The sequence below is a fragment of the uncultured Sneathiella sp. genome (assembly GCF_963973085.1).
Lineage (GTDB): Bacteria > Pseudomonadota > Alphaproteobacteria > Sneathiellales > Sneathiellaceae > Sneathiella.
Genome location: NZ_CAXAXA010000010.1, coordinates 17,918 through 34,985, shown reverse-complemented (window position 1 = coordinate 34,985; position 17,068 = coordinate 17,918). Strand labels below are relative to the sequence as shown.

Below are 17,068 nucleotides of genomic sequence, written 5' to 3'. Positions count from 1 at the left end.
GAAAATGTCTAGTTTTTCGAGGGCCCGGATTATCAGGCTTTGGAGGCAGCCTGCTGTGCTGCATCAACCAATGCCTTGAAGGCCTCAGGCTCGCGTACGGCAATATCGGCCAGAACCTTGCGGTCCACCTCAATACCGGCCAGCTTGAGGCCGTGCATAAAGTTGCCATATGTCATGCCGAGTTCACGCGAGGCTGCGTTGATACGCTGAATCCACAAGCCGCGGAAATTCCGCTTCTTGGTCCGGCGATCGCGATAGGCGTACTGGCCCGCTTTTTCAACGGCCTGTACTGCAACGCGGAAGGTATTCTTGCGGCGGCCATAATAACCTTTGGCAGCCTTTATAACTTTTCTGTGGCGGGCGTGCGTGGTGACGCCGCGTTTAACACGTGCCATGGTTCTCTCTCCTTAGCCGTAAGGCATAAATTTTTTGACGATACGGGCATCTTGATCAGCAAGAATGGTTGTTCCGCGCTGATTCCGGATCTGCTTCTGCGTCCGCTTGATCATCCCATGCTGCTTACCAGCCTGGTTTGCGCGAACCTTACCCGTTGCGGTGAGAGAGAAACGCTTCTTCACGCTGCTCTTAGTCTTTAATTTGGGCATTTCTGGCTTCCTCTAAAATAACGTTGAAGCGATTGAGCAAACTCGGCAGCCCCAATTGGCCGGAACGCTCAGCGAAGCGAGGTTTATACAGCCGCACAAACGCAAATACAAGCCCCATGAAAGGCTTTTTTTGACCTGCGTCACAAAACTTTATCTCCCGCGTCATCAAGGACAGCCTGGCTTGTCCAGCTGTACCTAAATCACCCGAAAATCCGTGCGGACAGAGACAATGCAAATCAGTTTTTCATTTAAAGCGCAAATAGTCTTGCTTTGGACCCTCTTAATGTTTCTTCTTACGGCCGCCACGACAACGGCCGAAGAAGTTAGGACGGCAGAGCCCTTCAGTTTTCTTGCCAATTCAGACATGCCCTATTCATCAAAGGAAGATTATATTCTCAAGCAGCGCACAAAACCTGCCATCAAGTCCAGCACTCTTCCCTTCGTCATATTCATGGGAGATTTCAAGAACAGTGCTCTACCATGCACTGCCGCACTGCTCACCGAAAGGCGCAACCAGATCATGGCGTTGCATCCTGGTCGTGTTTTCTACACACCCGGTGACAATGACTGGACGGATTGCGACCGCACAGAGATCATTCAACGCTTTTCAGAGCTCGATCGCCTTGATTTACTAAGGCACCTTTTCTATGACGCCCCCATGTCACTGCCCCCCGAATGGCTGTATGCCCGCCAAGCCCTGTTCCCGGAGAATATGCGATGGGTATATAAAAACACTCTCTTCGCAACCGTTCATCTTGTCTCCACGAATAATGGTCGCGAAGAAATCCTGCTTAGTGATGTGGATCTCACCCTGACGCTGACAGATGCACGGGACAGGGCCAATTATGTTTGGCTAAGCCAGGCATTTATCGAGGCGGAAAAAATCGGGGTCAATGCAGTCGTCATCGCAACACAAGCAGACGTAACCCACAGTAAATACAAGCCGCGCTGCACAGAGGAACGGCGGCAGGAGTGTGACGCGTTTGCCGGCTTCAGCCTGCATCTTCGGTTTTTGTCGGCAAAGTTCAAAAAACCCGTTCTACTGATGCATGGCGACACCTACCCGTACTGCCTGGATAGAGGATTTGGCGGTGCCGCTGCCCCCAATCTCTGGCGGTTCAACTCCACAGGGGATTATGGATTAATTGACGCAGCCGTAGTATCCGTTGACCCATCAAATATATCGGCACCTTTCGATTTCACCTCCCTTACGGAAAACCGACCTCCAGCTCCAAGCTGTTAAGGCATACAAAAAGCCTGCAACCGATGAGATTGCAGGCTTGAATTTAAACCATATTGATTGGGTTTATTTCGTCGGCGCAATGACCATCGTCATCTGTCGGCCTTCCATTTTCGGATGCTGCTCGACTTTTGCAAGTTCTTCGGTCTCATCGCGAACCTTGTGCAGGAGTTTCATGCCGAGTTCCTGATGCGCCATTTCACGCCCGCGGAACCGCATGGTCACCTTCACCTTGTCGCCGGTTTCAAGGAACTTGTTTACCGCCCGCATTTTGACATCATAGTCATGCTGGTCGATATTCGGCCGCATCTTGATTTCCTTGATTTCGAATGTCTTCTGCTTTTTCCGGGCTTTAGCTGCTTTCTTCTGAGCCTCAAACCGGGCGCGGCCAAAATCCATGAGCTTACAGACCGGCGTCTCACCGGGAGAAACCTCTACCAGATCAAGACCCGCTTCATCGGCCAGCCCAAATGCAGCTTGAATGCTTACCAAACCGATATTATCGCCTTCGTCATTGATTAATCGAACGTTGGCAACGTTGATATCTTCATTTGTGCGCGGCCCATCCTTCGAGGGTACCGTATTTCTTTGTGGACGAGCTATTTACTTTCTCCTTGAATGATTGATCCAATTCCCTCCCCAATCGGAGGGTTAAACTATGTTATTCTATAATTTTTAACGATTTATTTCCACCGCTACTTTCAGCACAGGTTATAATTCACTGGCCAGGAACAGCGGCTTCCTTCACAAGCTCGGTAATTGCCTCATCAAGCGACAGTACTTTCTGGTGTTTTTCACCAAGACGCCTGATCGAGATGGTCTGCTCCTCTGCTTCGCGCTTTCCCGCCACCAGAAGTGCCGGCACCTTCGCCAGGCTATGTTCGCGGACCTTGTAATTGATCTTCTCATTGCGCAGATCAAGCTCAGCACGTATACCCTTGGCTTTCAGCGCAGCAAGCACTTCACGGGCATAGTCATCAGCCTCATCGGTGATTGTCGCCACGACTGCCTGCACTGGCGCCAGCCATAGCGGGAAGCGTCCGGCATACTCTTCGATCAGGATACCAATGAACCGTTCCATCGAGCCGAAAATAGCCCGATGCAACATAACCGGTCGATGCTTCGCGCCATCTTCACCAATATAATTGGCGTTCAGCCGTTCTGGCAGAACAAAGTCCACCTGCAGAGTCCCGCATTGCCAATCCCGGCCAATGGCATCCGTCAGCACAAACTCCAGTTTTGGACCATAGAAAGCCCCTTCCCCAGGATTCATGCTATAGGCAATGTCCGTTGCCTCAATTGCATCGCGCAGGGCGCCTTCCGCCTTATCCCAAATGGCATCCTCTCCGGCCCGAACCGCCGGACGATCAGAGAACTTCACCTTCACCTCGGTAAAGCCAAAGTCCTTATATATATCAAGCAGGAGTTCGCAGAAAACCTCGGTTTCCGACATAATCTGATCTTCGGTACAGAAGATATGTGCATCATCCTGCGTAAAGCCGCGCACACGCATGATTCCATGTAACGCGCCCGACGGCTCATAACGATGGCATGAGCCAAACTCCGCCATCCGGAGCGGCAGATCCCGGTAACTGGTAATTCCCTGATTGAAGATTTGTACATGGCAAGGGCAGTTCATCGGCTTGAGCGCAAAAGTCCGCTCCTCCGATTCGGTGGTATACATGTGTTCCCCGAATTTTTCCCAATGCCCGGACGCTTCCCACAGCTTGCGATCCACAAGCTGCGGCGTTTTCACTTCCTTATAATCCGCCTCTTCCAGCTTATGGCGAATATAATTCTCCAGCGTCCGGTAGAGAGTCCAGCCCTTTTCATGCCAGAACACCATACCGACTGCTTCTTCCTGAAGATGGAACAAATCCATCTCACGGCCGAGCTTGCGATGATCACGACGCTCCGCTTCTTCCAGTCTGTGAAGATAGGCTTTCAGCTCTTTTTCGTTCCGCCATGCAGTGCCGTAAATCCGCTGGAGCATTTCATTGCGCGAATCGCCACGCCAATAGGCGCCCGCAAGTTTCATTAGCTTGAAGGCGTGGCCAAGTTTTTTGGTCGACGGTAGATGCGGCCCCCGGCATAAATCCTGGAAATCACCCTGACGGTAAATACCGATCGGCTGATCTTCCGGGATCGCATGGACAATATCTGCCTTGTAATGCTCGCCGGCACTCTTGAAGAAATCGACCGCCTCACTGCGGGACCACTCCTCTCGCGTAATTTCCTCGTCGCGGTCGACGATTTCATGCATCCGCTTCTCGATCTTTTCAAGATCATCCGGCGTAAATGGCTCCTTGCGGGCAAAATCATAGTAAAAGCCATCTTCGATGGCCGGCCCTATGGTCACCTGGGTTTCCGGATAAAGCTCCTTCACGGCTTCCGCCATCACATGAGCCGCGTCATGACGGAGCAGTTCAAGCACAGCATCGTCGTCATCATTCGCCGTCACAATTTCTACGGGCGTATCGGAATCAAGGCTTGTCTTGAGATCCTTCATTTCCCCATTGATGCGTAGCGCCAGCGCCGCTTTTGCGAGTCCCGGGCCGATATCCTGCGCCAACTCTGCGCCTGAAACCGCCTTGTCGAAAACCCGCTTACTTCCATCTGGAAGCGTAATCTGTACTTGTCCGTTTGCCATTTTTACCATCCATTCCATGACCGGCTCCGAGCAACACCCTGCCCTGAATCCACGATCATGCCGGGGACTTTAGAAAACTGGGGATACATGTCAAGCGATAGACGCGACAGCGCCGTATTTAGCGAAATAAACGTTGTATTTAGCAGAAATACAGCACCATGCTAACGGTCCCCAAGGATATCCCCATAAAGTGCGATGGTGGAGCTGCACATTTTTTCAATATCGAAGTGAGCTTTCACATGCTCCCGCGCCTGTGTTGCAACAGCTTCGCGCGCCTCCCAGGGCAAGTCAATCGCCGCTGCCAGCGCCGACGACATTGCCTCAACATCACCGACTGGCACCAGCCAGCCTGTCTCACCATCGATAATGGTTTCCATAGAACCACCATGCGCCGTGGCGATAACCGGACGACCCATAGCCTGCGCCTCTACAGCGATACGGCCAAAGCCTTCCGGCACCGTCGTCGCCGATACAACCACATCCGAAAGCATGAGGGCCACGGCCATATCGTCACAATGACCCTTGATCTGGACCTTGCCTTCCAGTCCATGGGACTTCACCATGGCGTTTAACTCGTTACAATAAGCATCCCGCCCTTCAGTGCTCCCCACCAGCAGCGCAAGAAATTCCTTATCTTTTATCCTGGCCAGCGCCTCGATAAACGTCTGGTGTCCTTTCAGGCGAGTGAGCCGCCCGGGCAGCATGATAACCGGAACGCCGTCGGGAAGGCCCCAGCTTCGCGCCATATCAATAATCCGCTCGGCATGGATGGCGGCTGGATTGAATTTCCGGCAGTCCACCCCGCGCGGGATTGTCACGATTTTTTCCGGCGCAACATTATAGTGTTGGCGAATATGATCGGCAATAAAGTCGGAAATGGCGATCACTCGCTCCCCTCGGGTCATGATTGCGTTATAGGCGTTTTTCAAGAAGCCGCCGCGATTGTAGGCCGCATGAAAGGTTGTGACGAAATGTGCACCGGTTCTTTTTGCCGCATAATAGGCGCTCCAGGCCGGGGCCCGACTCCGCGCATGAATGATATCAACGCCATACTCACGAATGATCGCCGCAAGGCGCGTTATGTTCCGGCGCATAACTAAGGGATTCTTGGAGCCAACCGGCAGTGTTAGATGGCGCACGCCGATCCGTTTTAACTCGTGGGTCATAAGCCCACCCGAGGAAGCAACGATTGGCGTCCAGCCCCTTTCCTTAAGTGCCGACGCCATCTCGACCGTGCCGCGTTCGACCCCGCCGCCGTTCAAACTTGGAAGTATCTGCAAGACAGTCGGATGACGGGTTTTGCTCACGGGGGAAGGAGTGTTATGCTCAGAGTCCATAATGTTCATCAACGGTTTCTGTTACTCAAAAATGACTTCAACTGACTCACCTAGTATGCTCGCCCGGCCTGATGGTCAATCCATTGCCTATCATCACCATGCCGGTTTTTCTCCCGGCGTGATCTTTTGCTCCGGTTTCATGTCCGATATGGAAGGAACCAAGGCACTGGCGCTTGAAAAGGCAATGACCAGCCTTCATCGTAGCTATACACGATTTGATTATCTTGGGCACGGGCAATCGACCGGCAATTTCACGGAGGGTACCATTAGCCGCTGGACGGACGACGCTTTAGCGGTGCTGGACGACTGTACGGCCGGACCACAGATCATTGTCGGATCGTCCATGGGAGGATGGATCGGGCTCAGAATGGCTCTGCTCCGCCCGGAACGTATTGCCGGTTTCGTCGGTATCGCCGCGGCGCCGGACTTCACCACCCGAATGTGGGACGATATGCCAGAATCAGGAAAGGAATCGATCAAAAAAAACGGGGTTTGGGAACAGCCTTCGGAATATTCGGAAGAACCCTATATAATTACCAAGAAGCTGCTGGATGATGGGCCGCGTAATTTCCTGCTTAACGGTGCGATCGATGTGACCTGTCCAGCGCATCTTTTGCAGGGCATGAAAGACGACAGCGTTCCCTGGGAGACCGCCCTTAAAATTCAAGACGCGCTTGTTAGCGAAGATGTGATCGTTTCGCTTATAAAAAACGGAGATCATCGTCTTTCTGAGCCCGACGACATTAGCCGGCTCATACTGGCAACCGAGAGCATCGGGAACATGCAATAAATTGATAGAAAATTTTTCAAATCGCCGTAAAACGGTCATATTATTGGAATAGAAAGACGCTGGGTTAAACTGCTCATTGAGCACTAACCAGCTATAAAATAATGATATTTTCTGTTCTCGGTAATTTGAGGTTCCAGTCGAGCACTGAACCGGAGAAAAGAGTGATATTGATCACTGGAAATTAATAAAAAAAACACCAGATAGGGTGTATAGCTTAGTACAGACGCTATCAAACTTTTGCTGATCCTTGGGAAAGTCCCCCTCTCCCATTGAAAGGCAATGTAAAGCCGGATCGATCCCCCCTCTCGATCCGGCTTTTTTTATGACTTTAATCAACTTCCGACGTTGATTGCATCCAGCGGATGATTTTCATAGCCGGAAAAATCCAGATAACACCTGCAACAGGATAAAAAATCAGCTCTGCCAACTTACTGTCGGGAAGGAACTGCACGGCGATAAAAACGCAAATTCCACAATACAGGGCGAGAAGCGTTATCAGCACAAGCAGGCCAATAATTTTTCGTGATTGCATCGTTATCCTTCAGATTCTAAAGTTTCGCCTTCAAACGAATATGGTAGTTGCAGCAGAGGCGCCGTTAAAGGAAAACTCTCATTTATTGCCACATTTTTGACAAAGTACAAACGCATGCCGGACATTATTTTATGGCCAAATCCGGCATATACTGAATTTAGCACTATTGGGGAAGAATATGTTTCAAAAGAAACCGAAATTGACCGACACACCCGAGAGTAACAAAGAGACACCACCTCCTTCTGAACAAAAACTGGAAAGCAGGGTTAAACCGATGACAACAACTGGCGGAACAAGAAGTTTTGGTATTGATAACAGCCTACGCCCGAAACCATCATCTCACGGTGCGGCGCCTGAAGAGAAAAAGGAAGGCAGCAAACTTCATGTTGGCGCCGATATCCATCTCAAAGGTGAAATTACCGCCTGTGATCGGCTGATCGTTGAAGGGAAGGTCGAGGCGTCGATGACCAGTAAGGAAATCGAAATCAGCCAGAGCGGCGTGTTCAATGGCACTGTCGATATCGATACCGCCGATATTTCGGGCGAGTTTGACGGCACCATGAAAGCCCGCAAGCGCCTCGTCGTTCGGAAAACCGGCCGGGTCACCGGTGACATCAGCTATGGTGAGATAGAGATTGAGCCCGGCGGAGAAGTAGGCGGCACCCTGAAGAAAATTGCCGGGGAGCAGCCAAACCTGTTGACGGAAATTGAAAAAGGCAAGGATATGGCGAAAAAGACTGACGATGCCGAAAGCGAAAAAGAATCAGTCTAACACTCAGCCCTCTCTTCATATTCCGCTATAGCAAAAACTAATTGCGACGGATTTGACACTGCCGCCCGTATAACAGGTAATTGTGACGGGCGGCAAACAGCCGTTCTTTGGAAACCGTCAGGTGGCAATGCATAACCCAAGCGAGATTGAAAAAGATGCCGCACTTATGCTAGAGGTCGCCAACGGGAACGCGACAGCAAGCCGCTTGGTGGCCGAACTTTATCTGGATGGACCATTTCGATTGGCTTTGCGTATTCTGGGGGACAGCAGTCTTGCGGAAGATATGGCTCAGGAAGCGTTTATCAAGCTTTGGAAGCAGGCGCCAAAGTGGCAAGCCAAAGCACAGATAAAAACCTGGCTGCATCGCGTCACTCACAATTTATGCGTTGATTATCTTCGAAAGCAAAAACGCTACAGTGACGATGAAATGCCTGAAATGGAAGACACAAGACCGGGAGTTCTTGAACTGAAGGAACAACAGCAACTCGGCGATAAAGTGACCGAAGCCCTACAAAAGCTTCCTGCGCGGCAACGCATTGCTATTTCGCTAGTACATTTTGAGGAATATGGAAATATAGAGGCTGCGGCAATAATGGAAATATCGGTTGATGCGTTGGAATCCTTACTTGCCCGGGGACGCAGAAAGCTGAAAGAGTTATTGCAGCCAACCCGGCGGCTAATGGATGGAGAGGCAATATGAAGGAAACTCTGTCAAAAGAACTCGCACGCTTCAAGACTGTCGTGGAAACCTACGGCGCGCGCGTGGAGAGCTGGCCGAAAGCGGACCTTCCCATGATGCAAAAGCTTCTTGCTTCTTCGGACGTTGCACGCAGCCTGCTCCGTCAGGAAGCAAAATTCGACCAGCTCCTCAGCGACAAATCCAACCCCATAGTTGCGCCGTCCGGCCTTATGGGGCGGGTCCTGATGAATGCCGAAGATATCAATCAAGGCTCCTTCCTGAAGAGCCTCTGGCCCTTTGGGTCCATATGGCAGCCTGCTGCGGGAATGGCGATGGCCGCCTGCCTTGGTATTCTGCTTGGCTTCACCAGCCCCAACATTCTCGAAAATAGTGATGAATATGCGTTAAGCGAGCCATCCTTCAGTGGTGCCACATTGTCTGATCTGGAAGCCGAATATGAGAATCTCTAGGCAAAAAATTCTATCGGCCGCGCTGGTCCTGTCGGTCGCGGTCAACCTCATCATTGGTGGTTTCCTCATCACCCAATGGATCGACCATGGCGGGGATAAACGTCGGCATGGCAAATTTCACTTCGACCGCAGAGAAGCCGTCTCCATTCTGGACGAAAAGGAGCAAGAGAAATTTCGTCAGCTATGGAAGGATAACCGAGGCAGCCTCCGTCCCTTCTTCCGGGAGTTTCGCCAGCACCGCGAAACACTCGCGGAACTTTTCAGTGCTGAAACCCTCGATCTTGTCGCGATCAACCAGACTTACGCTGACATGATTGCAACGCAGATCCAGATCGAAAGTTTCATACAGGCTTCCATGATTGAGCTCGCCAAGTCGCTTCCTGAAGACAAACGCGCGGCGTTTTTCGAAAAAGGGTTTGAACATCGGAAAAAATGGCGCAATTCAAAAAAAGGGGATGAAAAATGACAGATCGGCGGCAGTTTGCCCCGGCGACCGAGCGCAATCGCGGCCCAATCCTGTCAATCCTGAAAGACCACCTTCCCGATACAGGCACAGTTCTGGAAATCGCCAGTGGCAGCGGGGAACATGCGGTGTTTTTCGCGCCGGCACTACGCCCATTGAACTGGCAGCCAAGCAATTATGATCCCGAACAGCTTGACAGCGTTGAAGACTGGCTTGTCCACCAACCCTCCGACAATCTTCTTCCCGCGATCTCCCTGGATGTGACAAAGTCTGTCTGGCCTGTCGAGACGTCAGACTATGGCGGCGGGCCAATTACAGCAATATTCAACGCCAATATGATCCATATTTCTCCATGGCAAGCATGTGAAGGATTAATGGCAGGCGCACAAAGGGTCCTCCCCGTCGGCGGGCAGCTTTTTCTCTACGGACCCTTTAAAGAAAACGGTCAGCATACTGCACCCAGCAACGAAAAATTTGAAACATGGCTTAAATCACTGGACCCTGATTTTGCTGTCCGGGACATAGAGGTCGTTTGCGACGAAGCCCGCAAGAATGGCCTTGAGCATATGGCCGATCATTCAATGCCCGCCAATAACTATATCCATATCTTCAAAAAGACCTGATATTTCTGTATTCATAATACAAAGAACAAACAAAAAGGGCCGCCCCGAAGGGCGGCCCTATTCTTTTAATGCATGGATGTATTATGTGGCTTAGAAGCCCATGCCACCCATACCGCCCATGCCGCCCATATCAGGCATGGAATGTCCGCCACCGGAGTCTTTTGCCGGCAGGTCCGCAATCATGGCTTCCGTCGTGATCAGAAGGCTGGCTATAGACGCCGCGTCTTCAAGAGCGGCGCGAACAACCTTAGCCGGATCAATAACACCGTCTTTCGGCAGATCAGTGTATTTGCCAGTCTGGGCGTTAAAGCCAAACGTTACGCTTTTCTGTTCCAGCAACTTGCCGACAACAACCGCTCCGTCGGAGCCAGCGTTTTCAGCAATCTGACGGCAAGGAGCCTGAAGGGCGCGGCGAACGATCTTGATGCCAACGTTTTGCTCTTCATTCTCACCAGTGAGGCCGTCCAGCGCACGGGAAGCATAGAGGAGGGCAACACCGCCACCGGCAACGATACCTTCTTCAACCGCAGCACGGGTTGCATGCAGCGCATCATCAACGCGGTCCTTGCGTTCCTTCACTTCGGTTTCCGTCGCACCGCCAACCTTGATCACGGCAACACCGCCAGCGAGTTTGGCAAGACGTTCCTGAAGTTTTTCACGGTCATAGTCAGAGGATGTTTCCTCGACCTGAGCACGGATCTGGTTACAACGACCTTCGATGTCCGCTTTTTCGCCGGCTCCGTCGATAATCGTTGTTTCTTCCTTGGAGATGGAAACGGATTTTGCCGTTCCCAGCATATCAAGGCCGACATTCTCCAGCTTGATGCCCAAATCATCAGAGATCACCTGGCCACCGGTCAGGATCGCGATATCTTCAAGCATTGCCTTGCGGCGATCTCCAAAGCCAGGAGCCTTTACAGCGGCGATCTTCAGACCGCCACGGAGCTTGTTGACAACCAGAGTTGCCAGCGCTTCGCCTTCGATGTCTTCCGCAATGATAAGAAGTGGTTTGCCAGCCTGAACAACTGCTTCAAGCAGCGGCAGCATTGGCTGCAGGTTGGTCAGCTTCTTTTCGTGCAGCAGGATGTAAGGATTGTCCATATCGGCAATCATTTTTTCTGCATTGGTCACGAAATATGGAGAAAGGTACCCACGATCGAACTGCATGCCTTCAACAACGTCAAGCTCGGTTGCGAGGCCTTTGGCTTCCTCAACCGTAATCACGCCCTCGTTTCCAACACGCTGCATGGCTTCGGAAATGATGCTGCCGATTTCGGCTTCACCGTTTGCTGAGATTGTGCCGACCTGTGCAATTTCATCCTGGCCGGAAACCGGCTTGGACATTTCCTTGATAGATTCAACGGCTTTTGCAACAGCAAGATCGATACCGCGTTTCAGATCCATCGGGTTCATCGCAGCCGCAACGGCCTTCAGACCTTCCTGAATGATGGACTGGGCAAGAACAGTTGCCGTTGTTGTTCCGTCGCCAGCGATGTCGTTGGTTTTGGAAGCAACTTCCTTGACCATCTGAGCGCCCATGTTTTCAAACTTGTCCTCAAGTTCGATTTCCTTGGCGACAGTCACACCATCTTTGGTGATACGCGGGGAGCCGAATGATTTATCGATAACCACGTTCCGGCCTTTCGGGCCGAGGGTTACTTTAACCGCATCTGCCAGGATATTTACACCCTTGAGCATACGCCGACGCGCGTCTGTATTAAATTTGACTTCTTTTGCCATATCTTTATTCCTCAATCACAAATGTGTTGATTAGGCCAAAATGCCCATGATGTCTGATTCTTTCATGATCAAGACGTCTTCGCCTTCGACCTTGATTTCGGTTCCGGACCATTTGCCGAAAACGACCTTATCGCCCACTTTTACGTCGAGTGGACGAACTTTGCCGTCTTCAGAAATGGCACCATTTCCTACTGCCAGAACATCGCCCTGGGATGGCTTCTCCTGCGCACTATCCACAAGGATAATGCCACCGGCTGTTTTTTCTTCAGCCTCGATACGCTTGACCAATACGCGATCATGCAATGGACGAAATTTCATTAAAGTCTCCCTCATGCTTGTTGAGTAACCGTTTCATTCTCTAATTAGCACTCTATTGAAGAGAGTGCTAACAGTTTCGCTAGGGATGTAATGAAAAGTCGGATTGCTGTCAAGGGATGTAAAAAATTCGCCTCGCAAAATAATCCAGATGGGCAAATATTTTTCACCTGTTGCCTGCGAGCGATCCCAAAATTCTTGGCCCCAAACGGATTTTCCAGTAGATAGGACCTCACCGTCTGCCCGGTACATATGATTGGTAAGACGCCTATACAAGCCAGGAACCAAAAAAGTCAGGAAAATCCGTGACAGTATCGCTTTTATCCCAGCTGAGCCAAATTGCCGGACAGGCCTTCAGTACGGTCGGCCTTGATACATCTTATGGTATGATCGTTCCTTCACAACGACGGGAATTGGGACAGTTTCAATGCAACGGTGCCCTCGCCGCCGCGAAACAGGCAAAGCGAAACCCCAGAGAGATTGCGACAGAAGTTCTGGCAGAACTTGAAAAAACCGGGCTGTTCTTAGAACTTACCCTGGCCGGGCCGGGATTTATCAATATTCGACTGAATGACGATTTTCTTGTCGGTCATATTAACGATCTCGCTGAAGATTCCTATTTCGGATGTCGGACCCGCCATACCCCCCTGAAGGTCATATTGGATTATGGCGGACCGAATGTCGCCAAGGCAATGCATGTCGGCCATCTGCGGGCAACCATCATCGGAGAGAGTCTGCGCCGCCTTCGCGAATTTCTGGGAGATGCCGCGATCAGCGATGTCCATTTTGGCGACTGGGGTCTTCCCATGGGCTTGCTCATCAAGGAAATCGAACGGCGACAGCCTGAACTTCCCTATTTCGACGCTAGTTTCAGCGGCCCATATCCCGAAACCTCGCCGGTGACTGTGGAGGAGCTTCAGGAGATATACCCCGCCGCATCAGCCCGAAGCAAGGAAGACCCGGTCTTTCTTGAAAGCGCCCGCAACGCAACCTTTGAATTGCAGAAGGGTCGCCCCGGCTATCTGGCGCTCTGGCAACATATGCGCGATATTTCCATTGCCGAAACCCGAACTGATTTTGATTTGCTTGGCGCCCATTTCACCGAATGGAAAGGCGAAGCCGACACGAATGATCATATCCCCCTGATGATGGACCGACTCGCGAAGGAGGGTTGCTCCGAGCTCTCGGAAGGAGCAATTGTCGTTGATGTGGCAGAGGATAGCGACAGGAAGGAAATGCCGCCATTGATCCTGGAAAAATCCGATGGGGCCGTGATGTATGGAACGACAGATCTGGCTACCATCGAAATGCGACGTGAAGAGCATGACCCGGATGCCATTCTATATGTTGTCGATGCCCGCCAGAGCCTCCATTTTGAGCAGGTTTTCCGCGCGGCCCGCAAGTGCCACAGCATTGGCCCCGATTGCCAGCTTGAGCATATCGGCTTCGGAACGGTTAATGGCAAGGATGGCAAGCCACTTAAAACCCGTGATGGCGGCGTCGTCCGGCTGCGGAGCCTGATTGAGGATGCTATCGGCGAGGCGCGCAAAGTCATTGCCGAAACAGGGATGTCCGAGCGGTTCGACACGGCGGAACTCGATGATATCTCGACAAAAGTCGGGATTGCCGCCATAAAATACGCGGATCTTTCAAACCAGAGAATGTCGAACTATGTTTTCGACCTTGAAAGATTTACGAAGTTCGAAGGACGCACCGGTCCGTATCAGATGTATGCCGCCGTTCGTATCAAATCCATGCTTCGCAAGGCGACAGAACAAAATCTGTCAGAAGGCCGATTGCTTCCGACACATGATGCGGAAAGAAACCTGATGCTGGCGATTGCCGCCCTTCCGGAAGCGGTCGCCACCGCGGCAGAGAAAAATGCTCCCAACATTCTGTGCGATCATGTTTACAGCCTGAGTCAGGAATTCAATACCTTCTATCATGAATGCCCGGTTCTTGTGGAGGCCGACCCTGATATTCGCGCGTCCCGTCTGCGGCTTTGTGGCATTACGTTGCGGCAAATGGAAAAGGTTTTGTATATTCTCGGAATTGACGTTCCCGACCGGATGTAAAGAATTTTAAATATTTGTCTCCTATCTTCTCCTGCAAATCGCGAAAACTGTCATCAAGAGGAATTAAGACGTGCAAGAAAAAATCAAGAAGCTGAAACCAGGTGTCGTTACAGGACGGGATTACCTGACCCTTGTTCAGAACTGCAAGACGCAGGGCTTTGCGCTTCCTGCTATTAATGTCACCGGCACCAATACTGTGAATGCGGCGCTGGAGGCAGCAATGCTCAGCAAATCTGACATCATCATTCAGCTCTCCAATGGCGGTGCGCAATTCTTTGCCGGCAAGGGTATCAAGGATGTTGATAAAGCACGCATCGTTGGCGCCATTTCCGCGGCCCGTCACATTCATACAGTTGCCAAGGAATATGGAATCTGCGTCGTTCTGCACACTGACCATGCGAACAAGGGCCTTATTCCTTGGGTCGAAGGCATGATCGACGCCAGCGAGGCGGAATATGAAGCAACGGGCAAGCCGCTTTTCAGCTCCCATATGCTTGACCTCTCTGAAGAACCGATTGAAGAAAATCTTGCTGATTGCGAGCGCATCCTGAAACGGCTCGCCAAGATCGACATGAGCCTTGAAATCGAACTTGGCGTTACCGGCGGCGAGGAAGACGGCGTCGGCAGTGATGTTGATGTTATGGATAACAGCAAACTCTATACCCAGCCCGAGGAAGTGCTGCAGGCATATGAGCGCCTCTCTTCCATCGGCCATTTCTCCGTTGCGGCTGCCTTTGGCAATGTACATGGCGTATATAAACCAGGCAATGTCCAGCTACGACCGGAAATCCTGCTGGCCTCGCAAAAACATGTGCAGGGCGTATATGACACCAAGGAGAAACCGCTCGATTTCGTCTTCCATGGTGGCTCCGGTTCAAGCGCCGAAGAAATCGCGGAAGCCGTCAGCTACGGTGTCTTCAAGATGAATGTCGACACCGATACGCAGTTCGCCTTCTCCAAGCCGGTCGGCGCCTATGTTGAAGAGCATCCGAAAGCGTTCAAATACCAGATCGATCCGGTTGACGGCACGCCTTTCAAAAAGCAGTACGATCCGCGCGCCTGGCTGCGGGAATGCGAAAAATCCATGGCGGAGCGAGTTCAGCAGGCATGCAGGGAACTCGGCGCAACCGGCAATTCCGTCGCCGAAGCCTAAAAACTAAATCAATACGCGAGAGCGCAACCATCCTTTCTTGGTTCGGAGCCGGCAGAAAGAACGCCGGTCTCCGGATCGATGGCTATGATCTGCCCGCCCCCAAGAGGAACATCAGGATCTCTCAGCTGATAGCCCATGTTCGCCAGTTCCTGGCGTACGGAGGCCGGAATAGACTTCTCAACATCCAGAAACCCAGAATCATAAAACGCGCGCGGGCAGTCCAGCGCCTCCTGGACATCCATTCCATAGTCCCAGATATTCATGAGAACATGCGCATGGCCGACCGGTTGATAGCCGCCGCCCATGACGCCGTAGCTCATGGTTGCCTTGCCATCCTTCGTTACCATGCCGGGGATGATTGTGTGCATCGGTCGTTTGCCGGGGGCAATGCAGTTCGGGTGTTCCGGATCGACAACAAAACCGAACCCCCGGTTCTGGAACAAAACTCCCGTTTTGGCACAAGCAATACCGGAGCCGAACCCCTGAAACAGTGAATTAATGAAAGATACAGCGTTACGATCTTTGTCAACGACAGTCAGATATACTGTGTCACGATGGCGTTCCAGTGCGTTGGCCCCAGTAGGGTCGCCGGCCTTTCCCACCTCGATAAATCCGCAGAGATGCTCGGCAAACTCGTCGGAAAGCAGCATTTCTACCGGCACGTCCGCTTTCAGTGGATCGGCGACATATTTATTCCGGGCAAGATAGGCAAGGCGTGCTGCCTCCGCCTCCAGGTGAAACCGCTTCGCCCCCAGGGGGTCCAGCCCGTCCATGTCAAACCGCTTCAGGATATTGAGCATGATAAGGGCCGTAATTCCCTGACCACTCGGGGGAATCTGGTGAACTGTATGTCCGTGATATTCACTATGAATTGGTGCCACGAAATCGGCGCCAGTCTCGGCGAAATCCGCTGCCTCGTGCAATCCCCCGGCGGCTTTCAGAGCCTCGGTCATTTGCGCGGCGATATCCCCTTCATAAAAAGCAGCACGCCCGTTTTTAGCAATAGTTTTCAAAGTTGCGGCCAACTTCGGCAAACGCCAAGTCGTTCCGGCTGCTGGCGGCTTGCCATTCTTAAGGAATATCTCGCTTGCCGCCTCGTTGTTTAGGAGCTTTGCTGTGCCCATCTTCCAATCGACTGAGGTACGGTCCGTCACAACAAAGCCGTTCTCCGCGCAATCAATGGCAGGCTTGAGAATATCCGCAAATTCCATGCTACCATACTTTTCGTGCAGCCGCACCCAGGCGTCGATGGCGCCGGGAATAGTCACTGAATGGGCGCTGGTCGCGTCCATTTTGTTGATGCCGTTGGAGAGAAGATAGTCAGCGGTCAACGCGGCAGGCGCCTTGCCCGATCCATTTAGTCCTTCGACCTTGCTACCGCCTCCCATCGCGACGAGTGCAAAACAGTCCCCGCCGATGCCAGTCTGCATGGGATCAATAACACATTGCACGGCACAGGCGGCAATGGCGGCGTCCATGGCGTTACCGCCTGATTTCAAGATGCCAAGAGCTACCTGCGAAGCATGCATGCTGGAAGCAGCGACGGCGCCGTTCAAGCCATAGGTTACGGAACGGCCGGGGTGGAAAAAATCGCGCACGGAACACCTGTTTTCAATAAAATTCA

General features: G+C 51.9%; 19 protein-coding genes. 9 read left to right on the top strand and 10 right to left on the bottom strand.

Features of this window, described 5'->3' with window-relative positions; translation table 11 throughout:
• Positions 1-32 precede the first annotated feature (32 nt).
• Genes rplT through AACZ19_RS17700 form a run of 3 tightly spaced genes read right to left on the bottom strand, consistent with a single transcriptional unit; the run spans position 33 to position 771 of the window.
• A complete protein-coding gene (gene rplT, locus AACZ19_RS17710; protein WP_339635846.1) occupies positions 33-395 on the bottom strand; it encodes a 50S ribosomal protein L20 in 363 nt (120 codons plus the stop codon).
• 12 nt (positions 396-407) lie between these two features.
• Positions 408-605, bottom strand: coding sequence for a 50S ribosomal protein L35 (gene rpmI, locus AACZ19_RS17705; protein WP_339635845.1), 198 nt, complete (start codon positions 603-605; stop codon positions 408-410).
• A complete protein-coding gene (locus AACZ19_RS17700) occupies positions 586-771 on the bottom strand; it encodes a hypothetical protein (protein ID WP_339635844.1) in 186 nt (61 codons plus the stop codon). Before AACZ19_RS17700 ends, rpmI begins: the two co-directional genes overlap by 20 nt.
• 117 nt (positions 772-888) lie before the next feature.
• Between AACZ19_RS17700 and AACZ19_RS17695 the strand changes: the two genes are divergently transcribed.
• The gene (locus AACZ19_RS17695) at positions 889-1,848 is read left to right on the top strand and encodes a hypothetical protein (protein WP_339635843.1); all 960 of its coding nucleotides are present in this window, start codon (positions 889-891) and stop codon (positions 1,846-1,848) included.
• A gap of 63 nt (positions 1,849-1,911) precedes the next feature.
• On the opposite strand, the gene infC is transcribed toward AACZ19_RS17695, so the two are convergent.
• The 3 genes from infC to AACZ19_RS17680 form a co-directional block, all read right to left on the bottom strand.
• A complete protein-coding gene (gene infC / locus AACZ19_RS17690; RefSeq protein WP_339635874.1) occupies positions 1,912-2,448 on the bottom strand; it encodes a translation initiation factor IF-3 in 537 nt (178 codons plus the stop codon).
• 115 nt (positions 2,449-2,563) lie between these two features.
• Positions 2,564-4,495 carry a threonine--tRNA ligase gene (gene thrS / locus AACZ19_RS17685; RefSeq protein ID WP_339635842.1) on the bottom strand — a complete coding sequence of 644 codons (1,932 nt, stop codon included), beginning with the start codon at positions 4,493-4,495 and terminating at the stop codon, positions 2,564-2,566.
• Positions 4,496-4,656: 161 nt separating this feature from the next.
• Positions 4,657-5,841: a glycosyltransferase family 4 protein gene (locus tag AACZ19_RS17680; protein WP_339635841.1), complete on the bottom strand. Its 1,185-nt coding sequence runs from the start codon at positions 5,839-5,841 to the stop codon at positions 4,657-4,659.
• Positions 5,842-5,887: 46 nt separating this feature from the next.
• On the opposite strand from AACZ19_RS17680, the gene AACZ19_RS17675 reads away from it, so the two are divergent.
• Positions 5,888-6,622, top strand: coding sequence for an alpha/beta hydrolase (locus AACZ19_RS17675; RefSeq protein WP_339635840.1), 735 nt, complete (start codon positions 5,888-5,890; stop codon positions 6,620-6,622).
• A 328-nt stretch (positions 6,623-6,950) separates the two neighbouring features.
• On the opposite strand, the gene AACZ19_RS17670 is transcribed toward AACZ19_RS17675, so the two are convergent.
• Positions 6,951-7,154, bottom strand: coding sequence for a DUF2842 domain-containing protein (locus AACZ19_RS17670; RefSeq protein ID WP_339635839.1), 204 nt, complete (start codon positions 7,152-7,154; stop codon positions 6,951-6,953).
• Between the two features lie 274 nt (positions 7,155-7,428).
• Between AACZ19_RS17670 and AACZ19_RS17665 the strand changes: the two genes are divergently transcribed.
• From AACZ19_RS17665 to AACZ19_RS17645, 5 genes are all read left to right on the top strand, one after another.
• The gene (locus tag AACZ19_RS17665; protein WP_339635838.1) at positions 7,429-7,926 is read left to right on the top strand and encodes a polymer-forming cytoskeletal protein; all 498 of its coding nucleotides are present in this window, start codon (positions 7,429-7,431) and stop codon (positions 7,924-7,926) included.
• An 82-nt stretch (positions 7,927-8,008) separates the two neighbouring features.
• Positions 8,009-8,626, top strand: a complete 618-nt coding sequence (locus AACZ19_RS17660) for a sigma-70 family RNA polymerase sigma factor (protein ID WP_339635837.1) — start codon at positions 8,009-8,011, stop codon at positions 8,624-8,626.
• On the top strand, positions 8,623-9,075 hold the full coding sequence (locus tag AACZ19_RS17655; RefSeq protein WP_339635836.1) for a hypothetical protein: 453 nt from the start codon (positions 8,623-8,625) through the stop codon (positions 9,073-9,075). Before AACZ19_RS17660 ends, AACZ19_RS17655 begins: the two co-directional genes overlap by 4 nt.
• A complete protein-coding gene (locus tag AACZ19_RS17650; protein ID WP_339635835.1) occupies positions 9,062-9,541 on the top strand; it encodes a periplasmic heavy metal sensor in 480 nt (159 codons plus the stop codon). Before AACZ19_RS17655 ends, AACZ19_RS17650 begins: the two co-directional genes overlap by 14 nt.
• Positions 9,538-10,161, top strand: a complete 624-nt coding sequence (locus AACZ19_RS17645; RefSeq protein ID WP_339635834.1) for a DUF938 domain-containing protein — start codon at positions 9,538-9,540, stop codon at positions 10,159-10,161. Before AACZ19_RS17650 ends, AACZ19_RS17645 begins: the two co-directional genes overlap by 4 nt.
• Positions 10,162-10,251: 90 nt before the next feature.
• Here the strand turns inward: AACZ19_RS17645 and groL are convergent, their stop codons facing one another.
• Both groL and groES read right to left on the bottom strand, forming a co-directional pair.
• Positions 10,252-11,901 (bottom strand): chaperonin GroEL, encoded by a 1,650-nt coding sequence (groL, locus tag AACZ19_RS17640; RefSeq protein ID WP_339635833.1) that lies wholly within the window; start codon positions 11,899-11,901, stop codon positions 10,252-10,254.
• Between the two features lie 30 nt (positions 11,902-11,931).
• Positions 11,932-12,219 (bottom strand): co-chaperone GroES, encoded by a 288-nt coding sequence (gene groES / locus AACZ19_RS17635; RefSeq protein WP_293963646.1) that lies wholly within the window; start codon positions 12,217-12,219, stop codon positions 11,932-11,934.
• Positions 12,220-12,521: 302 nt separating this feature from the next.
• Here groES and argS point away from each other — a divergent pair, with 302 nt between their 5' ends.
• Positions 12,522-14,291, top strand: coding sequence for an arginine--tRNA ligase (gene argS, locus AACZ19_RS17630; RefSeq protein WP_339635832.1), 1,770 nt, complete (start codon positions 12,522-12,524; stop codon positions 14,289-14,291).
• Between the two features lie 70 nt (positions 14,292-14,361).
• Entirely contained in the window at positions 14,362-15,444 is a 1,083-nt protein-coding gene (gene fbaA, locus AACZ19_RS17625; protein WP_339635831.1) for a class II fructose-bisphosphate aldolase, read from the top strand.
• Between the two features lie 8 nt (positions 15,445-15,452).
• On the opposite strand, the gene ggt is transcribed toward fbaA, so the two are convergent.
• The gene (gene ggt / locus AACZ19_RS17620) at positions 15,453-17,042 is read right to left on the bottom strand and encodes a gamma-glutamyltransferase (RefSeq protein WP_339635830.1); all 1,590 of its coding nucleotides are present in this window, start codon (positions 17,040-17,042) and stop codon (positions 15,453-15,455) included.
• Positions 17,043-17,068: the final 26 nt, after the last annotated feature.